The organism is Agarivorans sp. QJM3NY_30 (assembly GCF_050870855.2).
Taxonomy (GTDB): Bacteria; Pseudomonadota; Gammaproteobacteria; order Enterobacterales; family Celerinatantimonadaceae; genus Agarivorans.
In genome coordinates, this window is the sequence record NZ_CP194038.2 from 2618887 (window position 1) to 2643876 (window position 24990).

The 24990-nt window shown below is 43.1% G+C and carries 17 protein-coding genes; 6 read left to right on the plus strand and 11 right to left on the minus strand.

Features of this window, described 5'->3' with window-relative positions; translation table 11 throughout:
- Window positions 1-139: 139 nt before the first annotated feature.
- The 3 genes from dacB to ACRRSX_RS12010 form a co-directional block, all read right to left on the minus strand.
- Window positions 140-1513 (minus strand): D-alanyl-D-alanine carboxypeptidase/D-alanyl-D-alanine endopeptidase, encoded by a 1374-nt coding sequence (dacB, locus tag ACRRSX_RS12000; RefSeq protein ID WP_432452970.1) that lies wholly within the window; start codon window positions 1511-1513, stop codon window positions 140-142.
- An 89-nt stretch (window positions 1514-1602) separates the two neighbouring features.
- Window positions 1603-3318, minus strand: a complete 1716-nt coding sequence (locus ACRRSX_RS12005) for a DEAD/DEAH box helicase (RefSeq protein WP_432452969.1) — start codon at window positions 3316-3318, stop codon at window positions 1603-1605.
- Between the two features lie 166 nt (window positions 3319-3484).
- Window positions 3485-3829 (minus strand): Grx4 family monothiol glutaredoxin, encoded by a 345-nt coding sequence (locus ACRRSX_RS12010; RefSeq protein ID WP_432452968.1) that lies wholly within the window; start codon window positions 3827-3829, stop codon window positions 3485-3487.
- A gap of 218 nt (window positions 3830-4047) precedes the next feature.
- Between ACRRSX_RS12010 and sodB the strand changes: the two genes are divergently transcribed.
- The gene (gene sodB / locus ACRRSX_RS12015) at window positions 4048-4629 is read left to right on the plus strand and encodes a superoxide dismutase [Fe] (RefSeq protein WP_432452967.1); all 582 of its coding nucleotides are present in this window, start codon (window positions 4048-4050) and stop codon (window positions 4627-4629) included.
- 29 nt (window positions 4630-4658) lie between these two features.
- On the opposite strand, the gene ACRRSX_RS12020 is transcribed toward sodB, so the two are convergent.
- From ACRRSX_RS12020 to ACRRSX_RS12035, 4 genes are all read right to left on the minus strand, one after another.
- Entirely contained in the window at window positions 4659-4970 is a 312-nt protein-coding gene (locus ACRRSX_RS12020) for a SelT/SelW/SelH family protein (protein ID WP_432452966.1), read from the minus strand.
- Window positions 4971-4972: 2 nt separating this feature from the next.
- Window positions 4973-8833, minus strand: coding sequence for an ATP-dependent RNA helicase HrpA (hrpA, locus tag ACRRSX_RS12025; RefSeq protein ID WP_432452964.1), 3861 nt, complete (start codon window positions 8831-8833; stop codon window positions 4973-4975).
- Window positions 8834-9662: 829 nt separating this feature from the next.
- On the minus strand, window positions 9663-10634 hold the full coding sequence (gene pyrC, locus ACRRSX_RS12030) for a dihydroorotase (protein ID WP_432456177.1): 972 nt from the start codon (window positions 10632-10634) through the stop codon (window positions 9663-9665).
- A gap of 139 nt (window positions 10635-10773) precedes the next feature.
- A complete protein-coding gene (locus tag ACRRSX_RS12035) occupies window positions 10774-15852 on the minus strand; it encodes a PAS domain S-box protein (RefSeq protein WP_432452963.1) in 5079 nt (1692 codons plus the stop codon).
- Between the two features lie 377 nt (window positions 15853-16229).
- Between ACRRSX_RS12035 and sbcB the strand changes: the two genes are divergently transcribed.
- The 5 genes from sbcB to ACRRSX_RS12060 all read left to right on the plus strand — a co-directional run bounded on the left by sbcB (window position 16230) and on the right by ACRRSX_RS12060 (window position 21954).
- A complete protein-coding gene (gene sbcB / locus ACRRSX_RS12040; RefSeq protein WP_432452962.1) occupies window positions 16230-17642 on the plus strand; it encodes an exodeoxyribonuclease I in 1413 nt (470 codons plus the stop codon).
- A gap of 78 nt (window positions 17643-17720) precedes the next feature.
- Window positions 17721-18263 (plus strand): hypothetical protein, encoded by a 543-nt coding sequence (locus ACRRSX_RS12045; RefSeq protein ID WP_432452961.1) that lies wholly within the window; start codon window positions 17721-17723, stop codon window positions 18261-18263.
- Between the two features lie 268 nt (window positions 18264-18531).
- Window positions 18532-19377: a cytidine deaminase gene (gene cdd / locus ACRRSX_RS12050; protein WP_432452960.1), complete on the plus strand. Its 846-nt coding sequence runs from the start codon at window positions 18532-18534 to the stop codon at window positions 19375-19377.
- Window positions 19378-19387: 10 nt separating this feature from the next.
- Window positions 19388-20563: a formate-dependent phosphoribosylglycinamide formyltransferase gene (gene purT / locus ACRRSX_RS12055; protein WP_432452959.1), complete on the plus strand. Its 1176-nt coding sequence runs from the start codon at window positions 19388-19390 to the stop codon at window positions 20561-20563.
- 2 nt (window positions 20564-20565) lie between these two features.
- Complete coding sequence (locus ACRRSX_RS12060; RefSeq protein ID WP_432452958.1) at window positions 20566-21954, plus strand: hypothetical protein; 1389 nt, start codon at window positions 20566-20568, stop codon at window positions 21952-21954.
- Window positions 21955-22074: 120 nt separating this feature from the next.
- On the opposite strand, the gene ACRRSX_RS12065 is transcribed toward ACRRSX_RS12060, so the two are convergent.
- From ACRRSX_RS12065 to ACRRSX_RS12080, 4 genes are all read right to left on the minus strand, one after another.
- Entirely contained in the window at window positions 22075-23001 is a 927-nt protein-coding gene (locus tag ACRRSX_RS12065; protein WP_432452957.1) for a branched-chain amino acid transaminase, read from the minus strand.
- Between the two features lie 470 nt (window positions 23002-23471).
- Entirely contained in the window at window positions 23472-23663 is a 192-nt protein-coding gene (locus ACRRSX_RS12070; protein WP_432452956.1) for a bacterioferritin-associated ferredoxin, read from the minus strand.
- Between the two features lie 156 nt (window positions 23664-23819).
- Window positions 23820-24572 carry a Nif3-like dinuclear metal center hexameric protein gene (locus tag ACRRSX_RS12075; protein WP_432452955.1) on the minus strand — a complete coding sequence of 251 codons (753 nt, stop codon included), beginning with the start codon at window positions 24570-24572 and terminating at the stop codon, window positions 23820-23822.
- A 90-nt stretch (window positions 24573-24662) separates the two neighbouring features.
- A complete protein-coding gene (locus ACRRSX_RS12080; RefSeq protein ID WP_432452953.1) occupies window positions 24663-24866 on the minus strand; it encodes a DUF2517 family protein in 204 nt (67 codons plus the stop codon).
- Window positions 24867-24990: the final 124 nt, after the last annotated feature.

Here is a 24990-nt window from a genome sequence, read left to right on the forward strand (position 1 = left end):
TAAGCATAAAGCACATGTAAATTACAGAAAAAATGAATCTTTATGCTAATAATCAGGGGTCTATCTCCATATACAATCTAGTAAAGACTCAGTAATGAGTATTAAACGCTGAATGTTCATGCATATACAAAGCATGTTTCTAATTGAGAGCTTGCCACTGCTTTTCCAACCAATCTCTCTCATAAACTAATATTGGATGCACTACACGACGCTCTTTCACGGCTTGGCGCTGTTGTTCGTTGAGAGCAACCCCATTGCTCATAAATACAAACGGGCTTAGGTGACCTTGTTTTTCAATAAATCCAACTAGGTTCATCACGCCTGTCACATAACCACTTTTAGCGTGAATATGATGTTTTAACGGAGATTTGGTGACACTGCGGCGATATTTAAGCGTGCCATTTTCTCCAGCGATGGCGAGTATACTAGGCAAAACTTGTAGTTGCGGGTCTGTTTGCCAGCGTTGCAAAAGCTGGTATAACAACTCGGCACTAATCAAGTTCTCCCGTGACAACCCCGAGCCATCACGCATCACGACCTGACTCACATCCAAACCCAAAGCAGTCAATTGAGCCAAAACAATTTTACTCGCAACTGCGTAACTCGTTTTACGTCCTTGTGCTGCGGCTAGACTTTTAAAAATACTATCTGCGGTCAAATTGTCAGACTCAACCAACATAAATTTCAGTAAATCGATCAGCGGTACTGACTGATGTGTAAAAACTGTTGGAAACGGAGCTAACCGAGAACGATATTGTATTTGTCCGCTATACTTCGCCCCCAGTTGCGCCAGCACTCGGCCTAGCTTCAACGAAAAGTAACGATGCTCATCGGTAATCGAAAAGCGTAATGGCATCATTTTGGCATTTTTTGGTATACAGCCTAAAAGCTGGTAGTGATTATGATCTTTAACCACCAGACGTTGTTCACAATCTGCAGTATCAGCCGCCACCGTCATAATTTGATTGTCCATATTAAGCAAGCTCGGATCACTAATATGTAAATCACTCAATTGCCCGATTTTACCTGGTTTCAAATTGCCATTAATACAATTGCCATCAATATTCAGTGCCGATACTGGCGAAGCAAAACAAATCCCAATATCGTTCCACACCTGACCACGACTGCGATTGTGACCACTAAAGACACCATCGTCGATGGTGATTGAATGAATTTTTTTGCCATAACGGCTGAAGGCTCTGGTCAGTAATGCATTCAGATCTTTGCTGCTTAAACTAGGATCGCCACTCATATGAAGGTGAAGGTCTAAGCCCTGCTCGTTCTGCTTCACACTGAGTTGAGTATTAAAACGAAAATCTGCGCCTAAAATTTTCATTGCAGCAGTTGCCGTTACAATTTTTAAGGTACTGGCAGGCACCAGTAACTGTTGGCTATTCGCCTGACTGACTGGTCCAATATAACTAAGTGTTGCGCCCCGTAAGGGCTTTGTCTCGGCTTGCGATAAACCACAAACCAACAATAGAGAAATAACAAGAAGGGGAAAAAAACGCATCTTAACTCGCAGTGCACCAATGGTACCGAGAGTATATAAAAAAAGGTGAAACTAAGTTCACCTTTTCCTATTAATTTTAGCGATTATTGCTATTGAGCAATCAACTCTAAACGCATTGCTCGTTGACGCACAAAACTACGCTTAAGATGATTAAAAGTTTTCTCTGGCATACCGCTAGGTAACTCAACCGTTGAATAACTATCAAATAGCTTCACGCTACCAATGTAATCGCTACTAATGTTGGCTTCGTTAGCAATAGCACCTACGATATGCTTGGTTTGTACACCATGCTCACGACCGGCATCAACCCGATAGGTATTCATTTCAACATCTGCAGTACGACGTTTACGTTTGGTCGCACCCGCTTCAGAACGACTAGGACGTTCGCCTCTTTCACCGCCGCGTGCACTGCGTTCACCACGAGGGGCCCGCTTCCGATCACCTCGGTCGTTACCAGCGAAACGAGCTGAACGAGGTTCAGGATCGGCTGGCAGCTTGAATGGTCGTGCTAACTGACTTTGGAACAATAAGGCGGTGGCTAATTCCAATTCGGTCATACCAAGATTGGTCGCCAACTCACTAGCGATTGCTTGATAATCTTCTAACTTGGTATTTTGCACCGCGCTTGCTAATTTCTCTTGAAAACTTGCAATACGTTGCTTTTCGATTTGTTCGCGGGTAGGCAACTCCATCGCTTCAATTTTTTGGCGTGTGGTACGCTCGATATTACGCAACAAACGCTGCTCACGATAACCCACAAACATGATTGCCTTACCACTACGTCCGGCTCGACCCGTACGGCCAATGCGGTGGACGTAAGCCTCGGCGTCATAAGGAATATCGAAGTTAACCACGAGGCCAATACGCTCTACATCTAGACCACGTGCAGCAACATCGGTTGCAACAACAATATCTAACTTACTCGATTTTAAACGAGTAATCGTACGCTCGCGCATAGTTTGATTCATATCACCATTTAAAGCGGCAACACTAAAGCCCTTCGCTTCGAGGCGCTCAGCAATTTCAGTGGTCGAACTTTTGGTACGCGAAAAGATAATCGCAGCACCATCACTATTCACTTCAAGGATCCGAGCCAAAGCTTCTATTTTGTTTAAACCAGCAACATTCCAATAGTATTGGTCAATGTTAGACACTGTTTGCGTCTTGTTGGCAATTTTTACTTCTTTCGGAGCTGACATGTAGTTCTTAGTCAGATTTTTAATTGCTGGCGGCATGGTTGCTGAAAACAACGCTGTTTGGCGTTCTTTTGGCATGTCACGCATGATGCGTTCGACATCATCAATAAAGCCCATACGCAACATTTCGTCGGCTTCATCTAATACTAAGGCTCTAAGTTGATCTAACTTCAACTTACCACGTTCTAAGTGGTCAATCGTACGTCCTGGTGTTCCTACAATAATTTGAGGGCCACGACGCAGTTCTTTAATTTGTTGTCCATAATCGGCACCGCCATAAATGGCAAGTACGCGTAAACCAGGTACATGACGGCTAAAGTCTTTAATTGCATCCGCAACCTGATTCGCCAATTCGCGAGTTGGTGCTAACACCAACATCTGCGGCACATTTAATTGTGGATCAAGCTTTGCGATTAAAGGCAAAGAAAAAGCTGCAGTTTTACCCGTTCCGGTCTGCGCTAAGCCAAGTACATCGTGTCCTTCCAGCAGTAATGGAATGGTTTTTTCCTGAATTGGAGACGGCGTCTCAAATCCAATCTCGGCAATTGCTTTTAAAATTGTTTCAGGGAGAGCAAATTGCTCAAAACTCGTACTGCTGGATTCTGTCATATTTGGCCCACGATTATTTAAAGGATGCGCACTATACGCTTTTGATCACAAAATGTCTCATTGATTTTAGCTTTTTATGGAAAAATTTTAAGCAACTTGATATGAGACAAAAAAAACCACTCGAATAAAGAGCGGTTGATTCCTTCAATTAGAGCTGAATATTAGTCTATTCAGCCTCACTTTCTGGCGCAGGATGTTTTGCCGCCGTATCTTTAATTAAAGGGTGTAATTCGCCACTGCGGAACATCTCCATCACGATGTCACAACCGCCAACTAATTCGCCTTCAACCCACAGTTGTGGGAAAGTTGGCCAATCAGCATAGTTAGGCAGTTCAGCGCGAATGTCAGGGTTTTGCAAAATATCGACATAGGCAAAACGTTCACCACATTGCATTAAAGCTTCAACCGTTTGCGCTGAGAAACCACAACTAGGGAACTTCGGAGAACCTTTCATGTAGAGTAGGATCGGGTTTTCAGCAATTTGCTGCTTAATTTTATCAACAGTTTCCATTTTAAAATTCTCTAATTTTTTACACTAAGTCTATTCTAGGTGCTATGACTATACCGTAGCAAAAAAAATCTCTGATTTCACCACTTTGAGCTAGATCAATATTTTTTAATATTTTTGCTTTTCCGCCTACTGTTGTAATGCTAAACTAGTTTGTAAAGTTTTTACTATATAAAATATTGTGCTGTTGCTTCAGCCAATTATTACAAGGAGAGAGAAACATGGCTTTTACACTACCTGAACTACCTTATGCACAAGACGCGTTAGAACCGCACATCTCTGCTGAGACCTTATCTTTCCACTACGGTAAACACCACAATACCTATGTGGTAAAACTAAATGGTTTAATCGAAGGCACTGATTTAGCTGAGAAAAGTTTAGAAGAAATCGTTAAAAATTCCACTGGCGGCGTATTTAACAACGCAGCGCAAGTTTGGAACCATACCTTTTACTGGAACTGCTTGGCGCCAAATGCTGGCGGTCAACCAAGTGGAGCACTTGCAGCAGCCATTGACGCAAGTTTTGGTTCTTTCGAAGAATTTAAAGCGAAATTTACCGATAGCGCAGTCAACAACTTTGGCTCCAGCTGGACTTGGTTAGTCAAAAATGCTGACGGCAGTCTCGCGATCGTAAATACCAGTAATGCAGCTACACCACTGACTGACGAAACGGTTACGCCAGTGCTAACCTGTGACTTATGGGAACATGCTTACTACATCGATTACCGTAACGTTCGCCCTGATTACCTCAATGCATTCTGGGCATTGGTAAACTGGGAGTTTGCCTCAGCAAATTTTGCTTAAGCAAAAAAGCTTGCTAAGGACCAAGGGCGCTAATCAGCGCCCTTTTTATTTTTGTCACTGTGTCCTAAATTCATTTCCGGTGCGATCAGGTCGCGTACTCGTTGCTTTAGAATTTTAGCTTCCGGAAAACCTTCATCAGCCACTCGACACCAAATCAATTTTCCATCGAGGTAAATTTGAAAACGTCCTTTACTCGCTGGTTTTAAAGCCACTTCTGCCAACTCTTGTGAAAATGTCGTAAGTAGCTCTTGACTCAACCAAGAGGCGCGTAATAACCAACCACACAAACTACAATAATAAATTACGACGCGAGGCTGGTCTTTTGATTGTTGTAATGCCAACGTTATTTCCCTTTTTGTAACTCACTCATATGACTCAGCACTCTTTTTAAGGAAATTGGATATTTAGTGCCCAATTGCTGAGCAAACAGCGATACCCGCAGCTCTTCTATCATCCAGCGAAGTTCTTGACCCTGTTCATTATATATGGGTAAGGCTAAGACTTGTTCCCGTTCAACCGCCGTTTCAATTTGTTGCATGGCTAAACGGTCTTTATGCGCGTCGATCGCTAATTTTTCCAAGCGCTTTTCAATTGCTTTTAAATAACGCTGTAAATCGGCTAAACGCGCTACGCCAACCTCTCGCACGAATCCTTTATAAACCAATCTAGCAAGCTGCGCTTTAATATCAGCATGAGCCATCACTCGATCAAAACCGACTTTACCTTTCAAGGACTTATTAATTTGGTAATGCAAACTTAAAATTTTCTCTACCTGTACGACTACAGCTAAAGTTTCAGTTGCCAACTCGGCCCGTACGGTATCACATAAGGCAACAAAGTCCGCTTGATTATCCACCGGCTGTAGTCGCGAGTATTTGTCGATGACCGCTAAACAACAGTCATCCAATAACACATCAACCCGACCAAAAGGATTAAAGTACAAACCAAGTTTGGCTTTATTAGGCAGATGCTGCTGCAAATAACTCAGCGGTGAAGGAATATTCAGTTGCAATAACTTACTTAAGCCACGTGACTGACTCCAACTCGCTTCTTCGGCTTTATCAAACAACTTAAGGGCCACTGTTTTCCCCTCATCCACCAATGCCGGATAAGCGGTTATTTGATAACCTTGACGTTGTTCTTCTATCATCGTCGGCAACTCACCAAAGCTCCATTGACTAACACTCGCTTGCTCGGCGAACGCACTAGGCGCAATTTCAGCAAGCGTTTGCTCAACTTCGTCCTGAAGTTTGGTTTGCAATACTTGATAACTTCGCCCCTGAGAAACGACTTTACCTTGATCATTCACCACCTTAAAGTTGACCTTAAGATGGTCTGGTACAGCATCTAGATTCCAGGCATCCTCGGGGATCTTACAGCCGGTCATTCTGAGTAATTGCTTGGTCAATATTGGTAACAACTCGCCTTCGGCCTGCGGGACCGCTTGCATAAAGGCTTGAACGTAATTCGGTACTGGTACGAAATTACGTCGTATAGGCTTAGGCAAAGATTTAATCAGAGCGCTAATTAAAGCTTCTCTAAACGCTGGGATCTGCCAATCGAAACGTGAGTAATCAATCTGGTTTAATAATGCCAATGGAATATGGACACTCACCCCATCGTCTACTTCACTAGGTTCAAAAACATAACTAAGGGCCAACGCAAAGCCATCTAACTGCCAGCTATCTGGATATTGCTGCTCAGTCACATGACTCGCATCATGTTGATACAACATTTGTTTTGAAAAATTGAGTAAGTCTGGCTGTTGTCGCTGCGCTTGCTTCCACCAGCGATTAAAGTGAGAAGCAGAGACAATATCTTCTGCTAAACGTGCGGCATAAAAATCAAACAACACCTGATCATCCACCCGCACATCGCGGCGACGTTGCTTTTGCTCTAAGGCTTCGACATCCTCGAGTAAGCGCTGATTTTGTTTAAAAAAGCTGTGTTTACTTGACCACTGCCCCTCGACTAAAGCGGAGCGAATAAATACTTCTCGGGCCACAACGGGATCAATTCGACCATAATTGATCAGACGTTTGCTCACTAAACTTACACCATACAAACGCACGCTTTCGTAAGCCATCACCGCTTGTTGCTTGGTCGACCAGTGTGGCTCACTATAAGACTTTTTAATCAGGTGTTCAGCCTGCGCTTCTAACCAATTAGGCTGAATCTTTGCTACGCCACGCGCAAACAAACGAGAGGTTTCCACCAGCTCGGCAGCCACCACCCATTTAGGGGGCTTTTTCGCTTGGCTAGATCCCGGGAATACCACAAAACGTGCGTTTCGTGCGCCTAAAAACTCTCGCTCTTTGTCTTTAAAACCAAAGTGACTGAGCAAACCAGCGGTCACTGCCTGGTGAATGGCATCGTAATTCGCCTCATTTTGACTCAGTGGATAACCTAACTCTTTTACCACCGTTGAAAGCTGAAACACTAAGTCTTGCCACTCGCGAATCCGCATGTAAGCTAAAAACTCCTGCTTACATTGTTTACGAAATTGGTTACTTGATAAAGCCTTTTGTTGTTCTTGTAAATAACGCCATAATAATAAGTAGCTCGAGAAATCGGAATCTTTATCAACAAAGCGTGCGTGTTGTTGGTCTGCCGCTTGTTTACGGTCACTAGGTCGCTCTCGCGGATCTTGGATCGATAAGGCTGCACAAATCACCATCATTTCTTGAACACAGCCAAAACTCTTCGCAGCCACCATCATTCTCGCTAAGCGAGGATCGATGGGAAACTTAATCACCTCACGCCCTAAAGCGCTAAGGCTTGGCTTCCCGTGCTGCTGATGTAAAGCCCCAATTTCCTCGAGTAGGTTCAAACCATCTTTAATATTTCGCTGATCGGGCATATCAATAAATGGAAAGTCTTCCAACTTACCAAGCCTTAAGCCAAGCATTTGCAAAATAACCGAGGCTAAATTGGTTCGTAAAATTTCAGGATCGGTAAACTCCGGCCGACCAGCAAAGTCATCTTCACTATATAAACGAATACAGATCCCTTCTGCCACCCGCCCACAACGTCCTTTACGCTGATTGGCACTCGCTTGAGAAATCGCTTCAATTGGCAAGCGTTGAACTTTAGAACGATAGCTATAGCGACTAATTCTGGCGGAACCGGGGTCGATAACATAACGGATCCCTGGCACCGTTAAACTAGTTTCGGCAACGTTCGTGGCTAACACGATACGACGACCACGATGGGCTGCAAAAATGCGATTTTGCTCCGCATTAGAGAGACGAGAATATAAAGGCAATACTTCAGTGTCACGTAACTGGCGCTTCTGTAAGTAATCTGTCGCATCTCTAATTTCACGTTCGCCATTCATGAAAATTAATATGTCACCGGGTTTTTCCCGATATAGTTCGTCAACCGCATCGGCGATACCTTCTAGGACATCTTTGGTTTGCTCTGCTTCGTTAAGCGGGCGATATCGAGTATCAACCGGATAGGTTCTGCCTGAGACTTCAATCACCGGAGCGTCGTTAAAATGCCTAGAAAATCGTTGCGGATCAATGGTTGCCGAAGTGATAATAATTTTTAAATCAGGTCGCTTGGGCAATAATTGCTTGAGCACTCCGAGGATGAAATCAATATTCAGACTACGTTCATGGGCCTCATCAATAATCAAAACTTCGTATTGAGAAAGAAAACGGTCCTGTTGCATCTCGGCAAGCAACATCCCGTCAGTCATCAGCTTAATTAAACTATCCGCTTTAATTTGATCGTTAAAACGAATTTTATAACCGACCAAATCGCCTACTGGAGTCTCTAATTCTTCTGCAATACGAGCGGCTACACTACGGGCGGCCAACCGCCGAGGCTGAGTATGGCCGATGAAACCACGACTCCCTAAGCCTAACTCTAAACAAATTTTTGGGATCTGGGTTGTTTTACCCGAGCCCGTTTCACCAGCGATGATCACCACTTGATGATCACGGATCGCTTCATAAAGTTTTTGTTTTTGCTCAACGACGGGTAGCTGCGGAGGGTAATGAATGACAGGAATAGTCGCTCGTCGACGACTTGCTAACTGACAAGAGCGATCGAGAGCCTGAGCAAGTTTAACAAAAGCGGCACTTTTTTGTTCCAGATCGTCGGATGTTAACTTAGTCAGCTGCCGCTGAAGACGATAACGATCCTTTGCCAAAGCGAAGCTGATTTGTTGTTTCAAGTTTGATAGAGCGGACTGCAAGAATAAAACCTCGTAGGGTTGCATACGAGGCGCAAATGCTAACAACAATCGCTAAGAAAACAAGTCTAAGCCACCTGTTTATAGCAACAAGCACATCGAGTAACACCAGCTGCAGCGAAATGATGATGACTCTGTTCATCATCGACCCTCAGCTGGACTAAAAAGCAACCAGTTGAAAAACAAAATACATCAAGAAAATCTCAATGTTGACTTCATTCACCCATTTGGGGAATGGTCAGTCTAAGCACTGAACTATATCCTATACACAACTGATTTGTTTATTCAGTTATCGCGTTTAGTTATTTATTGCGGTGTAATTTTTACACATTTTATGCAGGCCCTTTGCTTATATATTAGGCAAAGGGCTTTTTTATATTCTGGCCGCAGTGAAATCGCCAGAAATCAGCAAACATACGCCTTTCCCTATGCGCCATCGCTATTCTTATGAATATCCACTTAATTCACCCATTTGGGGAATGGATAGCTAGATGGCCTCACTATATGATTTAACTGACTGATTTGCTAATTCAGTCATCGCGTTTAGTTACCTATTGCTGTGTTTACTACACAATTTATGCATGCCCTTTGTTTATATTAAACAGAGGGCTTTTTTTCTCTGTGATTCGCGACCCGCAAGCCTCATGAAAACACCAAACAAAAGCCAATATTAACTCAATTCACCCATTTGGGGCATGGTGTAATACTTGATCCCGCTGTAATGTTAAAGAGACTGATTTGCTAATTCAGTCTTCGCGTTTAGTTACCTATTGCAGTGTTTGTAATTATACAATTTATGCGGCCCTTTGCTTTATTAAGCAAAGGGCTTTTTTTATCTGACTTGCCATTGCAGAGTTTCACCAGCATAGAATGGTACCAAGGCTTGTTCCTCGACCATCACCTGTGATGGGACCTGCCAAGCCTGCCTGCTTAGGGTAATGGTCTCTTTATTACGGGGTAATCCATAAAAATCAGGACCATTAAAACTAGCAAAGGCTTCCAACTTGTCCAAAATTCCCAGTTGCTCAAATATTTCTGCATATAACTCGATAGCAGCTGGCGCACTATAACAGCCGGCACAACCACAGGCGCTTTCTTTTGCACCTTGTAAATGTGGCGCTGAATCCGTTCCCAAAAAAATCTTAGGCGTTCCGCTGGCAACCGCTTGTTGTAAAGCCTGTTGGTGGTTTTGACGCTTTAATACTGGTAAACAATAGTTATGAGGTCTTAAGCCCCCCGCCAAAAGATGGTTGCGGTTATACATTAAATGCTGAGGCGTAATTGTTGCCCCGACATGATCTGGCGCGCTGAGGACAAATTCCGCAGCTTCGGCAGTCGTGATATGTTCAAAAACAATTTTCAGTTCCGGTAGGGACTTGACCAAATTCCGCATATAGCTATCGATAAATACTGCTTCACGATCAAAAATATCGATATCGGCATGTGTCACTTCCCCATGCACCAGCAGTAAAATATTATGCTTTGCCATTGTTTCAAACACTGGGCGCAAGGCATCGACGTCGGTCACACCATGAGCTGAGTTTGTCGTGGCATTGGCTGGATACAATTTACAGGCTTTAATGATGCCACTGGCTGCCGCCTCTTCAATCAATTGTGGGCTTGTCGCATCGGTTAAATAGAGAGTCATCAGTGGTTCAAAAGAGCTCTCCTGGGGAAGAACCTGTTTGATCCGTTGCAAATACGCTCGAGCATCTTCAACTCGAGTCACTGGCGGAGTTAAATTTGGCATCACAATCGCTCGGGAAAAATGTTTAGCGGTTGCATTCGCGGCAACTGATAACATTGCTCCATCACGCAAATGTAAATGCCAATCATCAGGCCGAATAATAGTCAACTCTTGCGTCACAACGTTCCCCTAATTCAATATGAAATCGTGAAAGTCTACCCCAAGTTGTTTCGCAAGTCTTGCTTGGACATCTTCATCATTCAGGATTGGTGTTTAACTGACGTTGCATACTTAATACAATCTGCCCAGCAGCCTCGTAGTCATATTCTTCAATAAGCCGTTGTAATTCTTTAGCCAATGGAGGAAATCGAGATAATATTTCATGATGATTATCCAAGTATTCATTACTTTCGCTGTCGAAATCTTCTAATAAAGTCGCGAGTTTTTCTAAGCAAAGACTCAAGGCTTTATCTGAGACCTCAGGAGTATACTCATCATCGACCCCATTCGACGTCTCTGGATTATCTGTAAAATATTCTCGTAAGCTCTGTTGCAAAGGAACCATCTTGGCTTGTAACTGTTCAATGTCGATAGCGTTAATAAAACCACTCTCAGCTTGACCTTCGATTAACATTGCCAATTGTGATAAAGACGCCATACCCAAAGTCGCACTCACCCCTTTTATGGTATGTGCGATCCGTTCAGCATCCTGAAGTCGCTCCTCTAGATTAGCCAATACTAAGCTATCAATCACATCCTGCTGAGAGAACTTGCTAAGAAGTTTGCAATAGAGGGGTTGGCTACCATTGGCATTCGCGAGGCCAACAACCGTGTCTATACCTTCTATGTCTGGTAAGGGGATATCAACATGATGCTGTACCAAGCGATGCTCGAGTATTTGCGTCTCCGGCGGACGCTCCCCTAGATTGATCCATTTAGCCAGCACCGCAAACAAGTTATTCACATTAATCGGTTTAGAAATGTGATCATTCATCCCCGCATCGATGGCTTTTTGCCGATCGCCAGCCAAAGCGTTAGCCGTAAGTGCAATAATTGGTAAATCAGCAAGCGCTAATTGATGGCGGATAACTTTGGTTGCAGTATAACCATCCATAATCGGCATTTGGCAATCCATCAACACCCCATCCACATGGTGAGTCCTGAGGTATTCAACGGCTTCTGCCCCATCACAACATAGCTGACTATGAATTTGATTTGATTCGAGCAGTTCAATAATTAACTCTTGGTTAATATCATTGTCTTCAACCACCAATATATTGGCTCCGACTAAGTTGGCAATATCTTGATTAGCCCCCTGCAACTTAACTTCTCGTCGTGTTTGTTCAAATATTTCAATTTTTCTTACCTGAATAATGGTGTCAAATAAATGAGAAGGCGTAACTGGTTTGGTTAATATTGCGTCAAGAGGTACCCCTTTGGCCTCTTGACTCAGCTCTTCTCGACCAAAAGCAGTAATCATGATCACGTCTGGATTCAATCCCTGTTGTCTGATGCGCCGAACCGTTTCCACACCGTCCATATCCGGCATTTTCCAATCCATAAACACCATGTCTACCGTTACGTCCGGTGCAAAGGATTGCAGTAAAGCCAAAGCATCTTTTCCCCCGGCGGTCGAGTGGACGCTTAAGCCAAAACTTTGCAAGACTTGTACGTTAATTTGTCGAGCACTTTGGTTATCATCCACAACTAGGGCGGTTAAATGCGATAGGCTGGCATGCGTGGTGGCATTGACCAGCAGTGTATTATCTTGAGTCAACATTGGTAACTCAAAATAAAAACTACTCCCTTGACCAACCTCACTCTTCAACGCAATCTTCCCTCCCATAAGCTCTGTTAATTTCAAACAGATAGCCAAGCCCAAACCAGTTCCGCCATGCTTACGAGTGGTCGAACTGTCGGCCTGAGAGAAAGGTTTAAATAGCTTCTCTTGTTGTGCCGGCGACATCCCAATCCCTGTATCAGTCACCGCAAAGTGTAATCGTATTGCATTTTCCGTCAGTTCAGCCCCCTCAATTTTCAACACCACAACGCCTTGTTCGGTAAATTTAATAGCATTGTTACACAGGTTAACCAATACTTGAGTGAGTCGTAAGGAGTCACCAATCAGCGCCGTTGGTATATTGGGATCGATATCAAACAGTAACTCTAAGCCTTTTTGTTCGGCCTTTAAGCCCACCAAATTAGCTAAATTATCTAACACGTCTTCTAAGCGAAATCCCACCGACTCAATATCCAGTTTTCCCGCCTCTATTTTCGAAAAATCTAAAATATCATTGATGATCCCCAACAAGGCTTCCGCAGAGCGATGAACCTTATCGATATAATTACGCTGTCTTGGGTCGAGTTGCGTTTCCAAAGCGAGGTAAGACATCCCAATAATTGCGTTCATAGGGGTACGAATTTCATGTGACATGTTGGCTAAGAAGTCACTTTTCGCCTGACTTGCCGCATCAGCCTGCGCTCTCGCATCATTCAGCGCCTCCTCTAATTGCTTGATTTCATCAATATCGACATGAATACCACTAATCCGCAGTGGCCGACCTTCACTGTCGACTTCAGACACACGGCCAATACTTAATATCCACCGATACTCGCCGTTTTTACAACGAAGACGTATTTCGTTACGCAAAAAATCACTTTTGTCGGCTAAATGTTCGGCTAACTTTTCTTCGGTACTCAATACATCATGCGGGTGAATCAAACTTAACCAAGTGTGAGTATCATTTTTCAAACGGGCCCATAAACCCACGCCATCCCGAAGTTCACCGGCTTGATAACCAAGCATGCTTTCATAGATATTATTCACCTCGATCCGATCTTCTTGCGGGTAATAATCCCACATTCCCAAACCTGCGCCAGAAGCAGCAGAATCTAAACGCTCTTCACTCTCACGCAGTTGTGCCTCAACCTGCTTAAGGTCTGAAATATCGAAGATCACCCCATCGGAATAGCTGTGCTGGCTATCTTGGTCATGTGATACCACCGCTTTGTGTAATACGTGCCGTACAGTACCTGCCGCATCAATAATTCGAAATTCTTGGGATATTTGACCGCCATGGCGATAAGCCTCACTCACCGATGCTAAGGCATGCGCTTTATCTTCCGGGTGAATTAAGTCTCGATAGTTGCGTTTTGGATGTTTCCCGATAAAGTCTTGATGTGGGTAGCCAGTCTGTTCTTCAATACGTTCACTCAGGTATAACCAATCTTTTCCGCCATCCTCGAGTAATTGCATACGATACACCACGCATTGCAGATTATTGGTTAACGTTCTAAATTGCCGCTCACTATCCGCCAATTCTTGCTGAGCTTTTTTGCGAGCAGTGATATCTCGAACCACCCCTGTAAAATGACGCTTACCCTTTAAATAGATCTCTTTAACCGTTAATTCCATAGGAAACGGTTCACCGCCCTTACGAAGTCCAAACACTTCTCGTTCATTGCTAAATACAAAGGAACCATTTGTTGACTGATATTGGCTCAAATAAGCATCATGGTCGACGGAAATATCATTTGGCATCAATAGATTAACATTTTTACCAACAATTTCTGCCTCACGATAGCCAAAAATATGCTCGGCTGCGGGACTAAAACTACTGATGATCCCGCGCTGGTCAATTAAAATAATACCATCTGCAATCGTGTCGACGATGGTTCGGATCCGCTCTTCATTATCCGCTAACGCAAGCCGTGCTAAGTAACGTTCGGTGACATCTGTAAGTGACACTTTCACTTCCGCTACTTGATTACTCCCCTTTCTTCGCGGTGTCATACTAACGCTCAGATGTAATTCACGACCATCTGGTGCCTTAATCATCAAGTTTCTATCCGTCAGACTCTGGCCACCTATCACCTCATCTAATAGCTGTTGCGACTTTTGCTGTTGCTGTGGGTCAGCAGCAAAATCTTGCCACCGGTGCTGTTCAAAAAAACTGCGTTCGACACCTAACAATTCTGCAAAATTATGATTGTGCTTTAAAAATACGCCTTCCGTTGACAACGAGGCATAGGCCACAGGGGCATTTTCATATAGATCCCATAAGGTTTGTTCTCGCTCTTGTAACTCCGCAGTTCGTTGCTTCACCTGTTGTTCCAAATCGATATTCGATCGCTTCAGCCGCAAATTAAGCTTTCTCACTAAACCAAACACTAAGACAAACAGAAACAAACTAAATGTAAGAGTTGCAGCAAGTAGCAACAACACAATGTTGCGAAAATGAGAATAGCCTTGCATCACTTCTTGATAATCGATCTCAGAAACAATGCCGATCTCCATGTCCCTATCCCAGTGCCAAGCACCTACCACCGCAACACCGCGATAATCAAGATAGTGAACGAAATTTCCTCCAGTTTGCTTATTTAGGACCCCATAACCACTCTCCGTCCACTCTTGTTGTACTGAGCCACCATTCGGAACCTTTAACTTAATATTTAAAACTGAGGATTGACCAGTCTCTAATAGCCCTAGTTCGCGTAGCTGCGCCTCAAATTTACTTGGTGAGACTAGAAATCCGGAGCGACTCACTAAATAAGTTTCACCCGTTTCACCAACCCTCGCACCCTCTAACAGACTGCTAAACTCTTGCTCTGGATCCAAGCGTAAACTAAGTAATGCCACCACTTGCCCATCGCCATTTCGAATGGGTGCAACAATAAACATTGTCGAATGGCTGTTGCCCCGCGGCCCTTTAAATCGCTCTTGATCACCCTCTTGCAGCCTGATCGGTGGAATTAACACGGTATCACCTGCAAATGCTCGGGTTAATAAATGTGGATAATAGCGAGTAATGTCATTGATTTCGCCTATCTCATCATCATGCATCGATGCGATATTAATCCGCTGCTGTGAAATAATGACAAAACCAAGATCATCAAAAATAGAACGGTAATTAGCAACGGTTTGACGCAGGCCCGCCAAGGCAGGATTTTCGATTAAACTTTGTTTGGAATGCTCCGCTTCAAGTAACACATATGAGAAATGTTGAAAAGCTGGATCGTGAGCAATGATATCAACTTTCGCTTGCCACGATTGCATCCATTCATCCAAGCCTGCATCAGTGGTATCGAGTATCGACTCCACCACATTTTCCACTTGTACGAAGCGATGATGTTTTAATTGCATCAATCCAATACTGGTGATCGCCGCAATCACACCAATGGCGGACACCACCACCACTAAAATAACCAATATACTTTTACGAGAACTAAAAAGAGCACTCAAATTTTCGATAGAACTAGTACGTAATTTATTTAAAAAGAAACCGACCACAATTAACAAAATCAGTAGGGTCAATAACGACTGCAACATTGTCATATCTCATCCTTGAAATAGCATACAGCTCAGTGAACACAACAGCTAAAACCAACAAACTTAACTATATTGCTGATATATTTCTAAATATAGTTTAGTTACTCTCGAAGCGGTTTATCTTTATATAATCCATTTTGTGGTCTCGAGGTCATCTTCATGGGTTCCTCAGTCAATAACTTGCAACAAAGGCCCTCAAAATGAGTCTGTGAATCTAGAGCAATACCCGCTACTTCAAATGATGAAAGTAGCAGCATTAAAAAAGTGACTTACTGTATGCAAACTAAACACTCAATCCTGAGAGCGAGTTTGTTCACTCTGTTTTATGGTAAGGTTAGTTTTATTAAAACAGTGAAGCATCTACAAAGCGTGACGATAGACCAATGAACCAACAAACTTTTTTATTTCACGACTATGAAACTTTCGGAATTCACCCGGGCCGAGATCGACCCTGCCAATTTGCCGCAATTCGGACCGATTTGGAGCTAAATCCGATTGGCGAACCAATTGAATTATTTTGCCAACCGGCAAATGACTACATTCCTCAACCACACGCTTGCTTAGTGACTGGCATTACCCCGCAGCAGGCATTACAAAAAGGGATGATAGAGAGCGAATTCATCGACAAAATTAACCAAGAGTTTAGTCAACCAGGAACCTGTGGCGTAGGTTACAACAGCATTCGCTTTGACGATGAAGTGACCCGCTACACTTTATTTAGAAACTTTCTCGACCCCTATGAACGCGAATGGAAAAATGGTAATTCACGTTGGGATCTGATTGATATGGTTCGTGCTTGTTATGCGCTACGCCCCGATGGTATCGAGTGGCCCACTGACGCGAACGGTATCGTGAGTTTTCGACTCGAATTACTCACTGCGGCCAACGGTTTAAGCCATGCCAATGCTCATGATGCTGTTTCCGATGTGTATGCAACCATTGCTATGGCTAAACTGATCAAAGATAAACAACCTAAGTTGTTCAGCTATTTACTTAATATGCGGAATAAAAAGGTGGTTGCAGAAAAATTTGATTTATTAAATAACAAACCCTTAGTTCATATTTCCGGCATGTTTGGTGCCACACAAGGCTGCGCATCTTGGATCCTCCCTATCGCTTGGCACCCGGTTAATAAAAATGCAATGATTGTGGTGGATTTGAACCAAGACGCCAGTGTATTACTCGCGCTCAACGCTGAGCAAATTAACCAACGCCTTTATACTGCCCGTGCCAATTTAGCTGCAGATGAACTACCAATCCCGGTCAAACTGGTCCACACCAATAAGTGTCCGGTGTTAGCCCCCGCCAGTACCTTAACGCCTGAACGAGCGGAACAATTGGGTTTAAATCGATCACAATGTCGCCAAAGCCTCGATCTATTAGTTAACAATAAATTGCTAATTCAAGAAAAATTGAACCAAGTATTTTCGCTAGAGAGTGAATTCGCCGAGGATGACAATCCTGATACCAGTTTATACCGAGGATTTGTTGGCAACGCAGACAAAAATTTAATGCAAGTATTACGCGATAGTGACCCCAATCTAATTTCCAAGGAACGGTTTCAATTTGCCGATCCTCGCTTAAATCGCTTGCTATTGCGTTTTAAAGCAAGAAATTACCCCGAGTGCTTAAGCGAAGACGAACTTCAGCAATGGCAAGCTCAGCGACAAATCGTATTAAGTGAACAAATGAGTCAAATATTACCAAACTTAGAGGACTTATTAATTGAGCATCAAAATGACCCGAACAAGACTCAGATCTTAAAAAGGCTCTATGACTATATACAATTACTTTAAAATGTGAGCAAACAACTAGCTTAAGCCAAACCTTTCGCTATAATTGATTCACTAGATCACAACAATTACTGACGATTGATGGAACAAACTCAGCAATTAGAAGCATCGACAGTCAAGGCATTTGCCTTGGCGCTTAGCTTGTTGTTTGGTTGTATTACAACTTGTCAGGCCACAGAAAATAAGCAACCCATACGCCCTTCTTCATTATTGAGGCTGAGTGCAGAACAATTTGCATTGTTAGGTCATCTATTCGAACAGGCCTATCAAAAAACTGATTTTTCTCCCACCTTAACCAATAGTTACTTTGCAGAATCTGACTTATACGAACTGGTTGCAATTCCAGTGGTTCAAACGCCCTTTAACTCATTTCGTTTAGAATTATTTAGCCATATCTACGACCCTAAGTACTCAGTCTATACTCAGCTACATAAAGACTCCATCTACCATGGTTTGGGCCGTCGCCAATTAGCCTACTTAGCCGACAAATCTGAGTTTGCCGTTGGTCTAGGTTTTGTTGCCCCATTAAGTGAATATCTCTCACTAAAAACCATTATTTCTAATCACGATATTCCTGGTTATGGCGATAGTAAGTTTTCCTTAGGTTTTGAGTTTAAGTACTAAAACGCTAACAACTTGAAATACTCCAGTCTCCCATCCATAACTTGTAAAGCTCGATCCTCATTCACTAACTTTGCTCAATGCCTTACGCTCAATCGTGAAAAACCAAATCATCAATGATCAACATCTTTAGTTACCTTGGTATCTCGGTAGTTGAGTTAAGGTGAAAATAGACAGAAATGTTAAGTCAATGATCGTTGAGACAATTATAATCAAAGACTTGATACACGAATGATTGTTATCGCTCGCGAGCAATATCGAGGAACCTTATATGTCACCTAACAAGCTCCAAGATCCAGCCTTACTACAAGCCTTACAACGAGTTTTATTCACTGAACAAGTGCCTCACATGCTAAACAGTGCTCAAAGTGCGGCTTTATGCAAACAACTAAGTTGTAGTGTTCTCGAGCTTGCTGAAAGAATGCTTCCTTTAGCAGCAAGCTTCGCGGTAACACCAAAATCTCATTTTAACGTTGGCGCGATTGCTATCGATACACAACAACAGCTGTTTTTGGGCGCAAACTATGAGTTAGCTTATGGCCCATTAACGGGCAGCCTACATGGCGAACAAAGTGCTATTTTCAATGCTTTGAGCCATCAAGCCAGCTCGATAGAAAGTCTGGTAATTAATGCCGCCCCTTGCGGTTATTGCCGCCAATTCATGAATGAACTGGAAAATGCAAAAGACTTGCAGATCCGCTTTAATCAGCAAAACTACCGCCTACCGCAATTACTCCCTGAATCATTTGGCCCAGACGATCTTGGCATTACTGCTCCTTTACATCACTTAGCGCTCAGCGATGCACATAAGCCGAGTGATTTTGCCAAAGCCAGTTATGCTCCCTATAGCCACACCCAAAGCGCAATGTTCGCTTATCAAGGCGATAAATTGCTCGCTTGGAGCTGTTATATCGAAAACGTTGCTTTTAGCCCTTCTCTCTCTCCGCTTCTCACTTTATTATCTCAACTGAATTTAAATCATCTGAGCTTAGACAAAGTTGAGCGCTTTGAATTATGGGAACATAACGACAATCGGTTTAGTTTTAAGCAAGAATTACAGAATTTCGCAGAATATTCTGAAAAAACCATGACTCATCATGGTTACTCTAAAACATAGGAGCATCTAAATGTTAGGAACTGCGCTTAGCGTTTCTGGAACGAAAGTGTTATTACTTGGGGCGGGCGAACTCGGTAAAGAAGTTGCCATTGAACTACAACGTTATGGCGTTGAAATTATCGCCGTTGACCGTTATGCAAATGCCCCAGCGATGCACCTTGCTCATCGCAGTTATGTCATCGATATGTTAGATGGCGAAGCCTTAAAAGCCATCATCATCAAAGAACAACCGCAACACATTGTTCCAGAAATTGAAGCGATTGCGACTCAAACCCTCGTTGAGTTAGAGCAACAAGGTTTTGCTGTAACGCCCACCGCAAGAGCGACTCAATTAACCATGAATCGCGAAGGGATCCGCCGCTTAGCCGCAGAAACATTGCAGCTGCCAACATCTGCTTATCAATTTGCCGATAGCTTGGAGGACTGCCAACAGGCGGTCGCCAAGGTAGGATTACCTTGTGTATTAAAACCGGTAATGAGCTCTTCAGGTAAAGGCCAGTCGACACTTCGTAATAGTAATGATGTCACTGCGGCTTGGGATTACTCGCAGCAAGGCGGCCGTTCCGGTGCAGGACGAATTATCGTTGAAGGTTTTGTTGATTTTGACTACGAAATCACCTTACTCACGGTAAGTGCCATCGATGGCATTCATTTTTGCGCACCTATTGGCCATCGCCAACAAGATGGTGATTACCGCGAGTCTTGGCAGCCACAACAAATGTCTGAGCAAGCGCTGGCTAAATCTCAAGAAATAGCGCATAAGATTGTTAGCGAATTAGGCGGCTATGGTCTGTTTGGTGTTGAACTATTTATTAAAGGCGACCAGGTTTACTTTAGTGAGGTTTCCCCTCGCCCACATGATACTGGAATGGTGACTTTAATTTCTCAAGACTTATCTGAATTTGCCCTGCATGCCAAAGCCATCTTGGGCCTGCCGATCAAACAAATCCACCAATTTGGCGCCAGCGCTTCGGCGGTGATCATGGGAGAAGGCCAATCCAAAGATATTAAGTTTAGCGGATTAAGCGAAGCTTTAGACTTAGCCAATAGCCAGGTACGCTTATTTTCTAAACCCGAAATTAATGGCCAACGCCGCTTGGGCGTCGCGCTCAATCGCGCCGATAGCATCGAGCAAGCGGTTAGTCATGCCAAACAAATTGCAGCAGCGGTCAAGGTTCATTACTAACAATGACGGCGGACTCATTTTCTTTAAATGAAGAGGAGCTGGCGCTATTATTAGCGCCAACTACTCTACCCGCTAATTCAAAGCTACTCCGAGTATTGTGGTTTCAGCAGCCTCTTTTTCAAGTCAATTATCCTATCGATCATATTCAAGTCTCTCACTTAGAAGAGCTACAGCTGCAACTTCAACAAACCAACGAATTTGATGCCATTGTATTTAACTGCATCCAACTCAATAGTGCTCAGTTAAGCCTGTTAGCTAACTTGCTAGAAGAGCAATCGCAAATGTCGGTATTTTTGGTTGGCAAACTGCCAGATATGGCCTTCGATATTGCGGATTTCACCTACTGCGCTGAACAAATTGAGTTTGAAGAACAATTCACTTTCTGGTGTTACAAAATTAATCGGCAATATCAACGATGGCTCAATAATAAACGACTTTACTGGTATAGTCCGGAGCCAGACTCATCGTTCGCAGAACAACTGTCCCACTTACAATTTACCAATAATCACCGCTGGTGGCCCCAACAAGAGAATTTAAGACATCAATTACGGCAGGCCAATCTAGTATTAGTCGTGGTATATGACAATGACCCTAATTTGGTTGAGGTTATCGAAATCTTAGCTTCTGTACTACATCGCCCCGGCTTATTTTTAGTTTTTCAAAGCAACTCTCGACTACGCAGTAGCATTATTTTGCTAGCAAAACATTATGGCTTAAATCTCTACACCTGTTTCGAGCAAAGCTTATTCCAACAACAAGTGGCTTACCTGAGCCGTCAATTTTTCCGACGTTACCGCCATAAACTCAACCAGCAAGAACAAGCCGCCGAGCATCGTTGTTACCTGATTAAAAATATTGATGATCAACAATTATTTGGTTATTGGGATTGGCCTATTCTCCAGCAACCAACCGACTCCGATAGACCATCAAGCAAGCCAGCGCTATTCAATGCCAACTATTGGCCGTATTTTAAACAGCAGCTAACAAGCAATCACGCTTCCCTGAATCACCTCGCAACGCATTATCCTCAACAAATTTTAGTCTTTAGTCCAGATTTACCGATGGATCATCTTTCGAGATTAATCCGCTTAAAGCAACAGCACTTTCAACTGGCTTGGCAGCCCAACTTAATCGCTCAATTAAAGAACCAAGTAACCGTATTCGAACTGATCGACATCTTGGTATTATCCTTAGATATGTGGATCTTACTGAATATCAACAACGATAATAAAGACTTTTGGCAACAACTAAAGCTGCATTGCCAGGAACATCATATTGCGCTTGCCATTCTTGGCGTACAGCCTAATCTAATTCAATACTGGCGAGATAAAGGCTTTGATTTATTGATCCATCGAGAAGAAGATCAAATCGTTAAGCCGAAGGATAGTTGATGTTGGGAGGAATGATTCATTGTAAGGGGTGATTGCTTACCTTTGATTGATTCAAGAGTGTATAAAAATGGCAGGCATGCCAAAAAATTTAGCATGCCTCAATCACAATTATTTCAATCATTAAGCTACTGGTGTTAACCAATCGAGTAAATTAGCACGTTTTCCAGTCACGGCTTCAAAATAGGTCGATTGCAACTGCTCGGTAATTGGGCCACGTTGACCATTACCAATTTGACGGCCATCCAATTCGCGAATTGGTAATACTTCAGCCGCAGTTCCAGTAAAGAAAGCTTCGTCAGCGATATACACTTCATCGCGGGTAATTCGTTTTTCAATCACTTGATAACCATAGCTTTGCGCAATTTGAATGACGGTTTTGCGAGTAATCCCATCTAAGCAAGAGGTTAACTCCGGTGTATAGATAACACCATCACGCACCATAAAGAAGTTTTCACCACTGCCTTCTGCAACGTAACCTTCTGGATCGAGTAACAAAGCCTCTTCACAACCACAATCCAAGGCTTCTTTTAAAGCCAACATCGAATTAATATAATTACCATTGGCTTTGGCTTTCGTCATTGCAATATTCACGTGATGGCGAGTATAAGACGAGGTGCGGATCTTAATCCCCAATTCTTTAGACTCTGGTGACATATAAGCTGGCCATTCCCAGGCAGCAACGATCACGTGGGTACTTAAATTATCAGCCCGTAAGCCCATTCCTTCCGAACCATAGAAACACATTGGACGTAAGTAGGCATGCGCAAGTTTGTTTTCTCTTACCACTGCCCGCTGCGCTTCATTTATGTCTTGTTTAGAATAAGGCAGCTTCATATTTAAGATGTGCGCAGAACGGAATAGACGATCAGTATGTTCTTGCAACTTAAAGATACACGCGCCCTGATCATCGGTGGCATAAGCCCTCACGCCTTCAAACACACCTAAACCATAATGTAAGGTATGGGTTAACACGTGAACTTTCGCTTCGCGCCAAGGTACCATTTCACCATCAAACCAAATCAATCCGTCGCGGTCTGCCATCGACATATGTGCGTCTCCTAATTACTGTCTTCTTATCATCAGGCTACCATCATATTGGAGTCATTGTGCCGCTGCAACAGGTCTCACAATTCTAGACCATAAGGTCGGCCATAAGCAGTGATTAAATTCAAAACTAAGTTTGCGATAGTTGATTGATGAGACTTGATGGACGGACTCGAAAAACGTTTGCGACGCGGTTTAAACATGGTGCCAATCTAACTGATTATTAGTTCGTTCTTGCTGAGCTAAATCACCGTTAACTGCGTGATGTATCTAGTGATTAGAGCCACTCGTTACTGCACTTCGTGCCTAGTATCAGCAGCTTTATTCTGCGCAATAAGTTGAGCATATAATGAATCAGATTGGTATTAGATAGAACCATCACAACGATGATGAAAACGGCTTAGAAGATGAAGCCTTAGCTCAAACTTAGAGGGAGGGGGTAATTAAAACAAAAATAACTACCCGCGGGGAATTTAAGCGACTTGGTAATATTTAGGTGTCACTTCTAATTGTTTGTTGATGATCTGTTTCGCCATACGCGCACAACGACCGCATTCGGAAGCAACCCCGAGCTGTTCACGCACGTCGCTCAAACTTTCGCAGCCTTGTTCAACCGCCTGCTTAATTTGCTTATCTGTGATGCTATGACATAAACATACAAACATGAATTAATCCTCATCCCCATCAATAGCTAAATTATATTGCGAACTATTATCATTCGCAATATTTTTTTACAATTTAGCAGGAAATCAGATAATCGCCACTGTAGATCTATAATAAACCAACTAAAATTTACAGCGCAATTAAGCCATGTAGCTTGTTTAAACAGGGTTATCGACATCGATAAAACGAACATCTAACTGATGCTGCTCGGCGAGCCATTCTCCTAAGGCTTGAACCCCATAACGTTCGGTGGCATGGTGCCCAGCTGCAAAATAATCAATCTGCATCTCTCTGGCAGTGTGTACCGTATTTTCAGAGATCTCTCCGCTCACAAAGGCATCAAGTCCCTGCTCCGCTGCTAAACCTAAATACGACTGGCCACCACCCGTGCAAATACCCACTTTATGAATTTTTCGCTGATTCGAAATATGTAAGGGCTTACGCTGTAACACGGCTTCGATCTGCGCAGCAAAAGCCTCTCCGGAAATGGGTTCCGCCAACTTGCCTACCATCGCCACGCTGCGAGGATCCCAGGGTTCTAAACCCCGTGTCAATGTCATGCCCAGTCGCTTAGCCAATTGAGCGTTGTTGCCTAATTCCGGATGAACATCTAAAGGTAAGTGATAGGCATAGAGATTAATATCATGCTTGAGCAAAGCCTGCAGGCGAAGGCGCTTCATACCAGTGACAACCGCTGCTTCATTTTTCCAGAAAAAGCCATGATGCACTAAAATAGCATCAGCTTTATGAGCAATCGCCTGATCGATCAAGGCTTGGCAAGCCGTCACCCCGGTAACGATGCGCTGCACCGATTCACGCCCTTCAACCTGTAGACCATTCGGGCAATAATCTTTAAATTTAAAGCTATCGAGATGTTGATTCAGGATATTTTCTAATCGAGTATTTTTCATTCGGCTCACTCACAATGGTTTGTCTGTATTGTAAGTAGCAGCAAGCTCTAGAAACAAGTACTTAGCCTAAATATCATCACTGTAGCTCACTTAATACAGAACAAACTGATTGATCCGCTCAGCCTGCTGCATCCAAGCTGGCAAATTATTACGTTTAACCCATTGTCGATGTAAGGCACTATAAAATGGAGCTCGTAATCCTAATAGTGCGATCCATGGGAACAATAGAGTACCCACAAGTAGTAATACACTACGACGCAGCCAAATAAGCGGGAGAGAATATTGTTTACTCATAGAACGACCTCAACTGGTTAGACCAGAAAATATTAGCTGCATTTTAGTAATTAAACTACAAAAATCGTTGAAATTGACTAAAAAAAACACTTATAGTTTGATTATTTGTAAATATAATAACAAA

What these genes read in the sequence shown, in the direction of transcription:
- dacB (WP_432452970.1), bottom strand. Translation starts at nt 1,513, where the DNA reads ATGCGTTTTTTTCCCCTTCTTGTTATTTCTCTATTGTTGGTTTGTGGT.
- ACRRSX_RS12005 (WP_432452969.1), bottom strand. Translation starts at nt 3,318, where the DNA reads ATGACAGAATCCAGCAGTACGAGTTTTGAGCAATTTGCTCTCCCTGAA.
- ACRRSX_RS12010 (WP_432452968.1), bottom strand. Translation starts at nt 3,829, where the DNA reads ATGGAAACTGTTGATAAAATTAAGCAGCAAATTGCTGAAAACCCGATC.
- sodB (WP_432452967.1), top strand. Translation starts at nt 4,048, where the DNA reads ATGGCTTTTACACTACCTGAACTACCTTATGCACAAGACGCGTTAGAA.
- pyrC (WP_432456177.1), bottom strand. Translation starts at nt 10,634, where the DNA reads ATGTTATCAGTTGCCGCGAATGCAACCGCTAAACATTTTTCCCGAGCG.
- ACRRSX_RS12035 (WP_432452963.1), bottom strand. Translation starts at nt 15,852, where the DNA reads ATGACAATGTTGCAGTCGTTATTGACCCTACTGATTTTGTTAATTGTG.
- sbcB (WP_432452962.1), top strand. Translation starts at nt 16,230, where the DNA reads ATGAACCAACAAACTTTTTTATTTCACGACTATGAAACTTTCGGAATT.
- ACRRSX_RS12045 (WP_432452961.1), top strand. Translation starts at nt 17,721, where the DNA reads ATGGAACAAACTCAGCAATTAGAAGCATCGACAGTCAAGGCATTTGCC.
- cdd (WP_432452960.1), top strand. Translation starts at nt 18,532, where the DNA reads ATGTCACCTAACAAGCTCCAAGATCCAGCCTTACTACAAGCCTTACAA.
- purT (WP_432452959.1), top strand. Translation starts at nt 19,388, where the DNA reads ATGTTAGGAACTGCGCTTAGCGTTTCTGGAACGAAAGTGTTATTACTT.
- ACRRSX_RS12060 (WP_432452958.1), top strand. Translation starts at nt 20,566, where the DNA reads ATGACGGCGGACTCATTTTCTTTAAATGAAGAGGAGCTGGCGCTATTA.
- ACRRSX_RS12065 (WP_432452957.1), bottom strand. Translation starts at nt 23,001, where the DNA reads ATGTCGATGGCAGACCGCGACGGATTGATTTGGTTTGATGGTGAAATG.
- ACRRSX_RS12070 (WP_432452956.1), bottom strand. Translation starts at nt 23,663, where the DNA reads ATGTTTGTATGTTTATGTCATAGCATCACAGATAAGCAAATTAAGCAG.
- ACRRSX_RS12075 (WP_432452955.1), bottom strand. Translation starts at nt 24,572, where the DNA reads ATGAAAAATACTCGATTAGAAAATATCCTGAATCAACATCTCGATAGC.
- ACRRSX_RS12080 (WP_432452953.1), bottom strand. Translation starts at nt 24,866, where the DNA reads ATGAGTAAACAATATTCTCTCCCGCTTATTTGGCTGCGTCGTAGTGTA.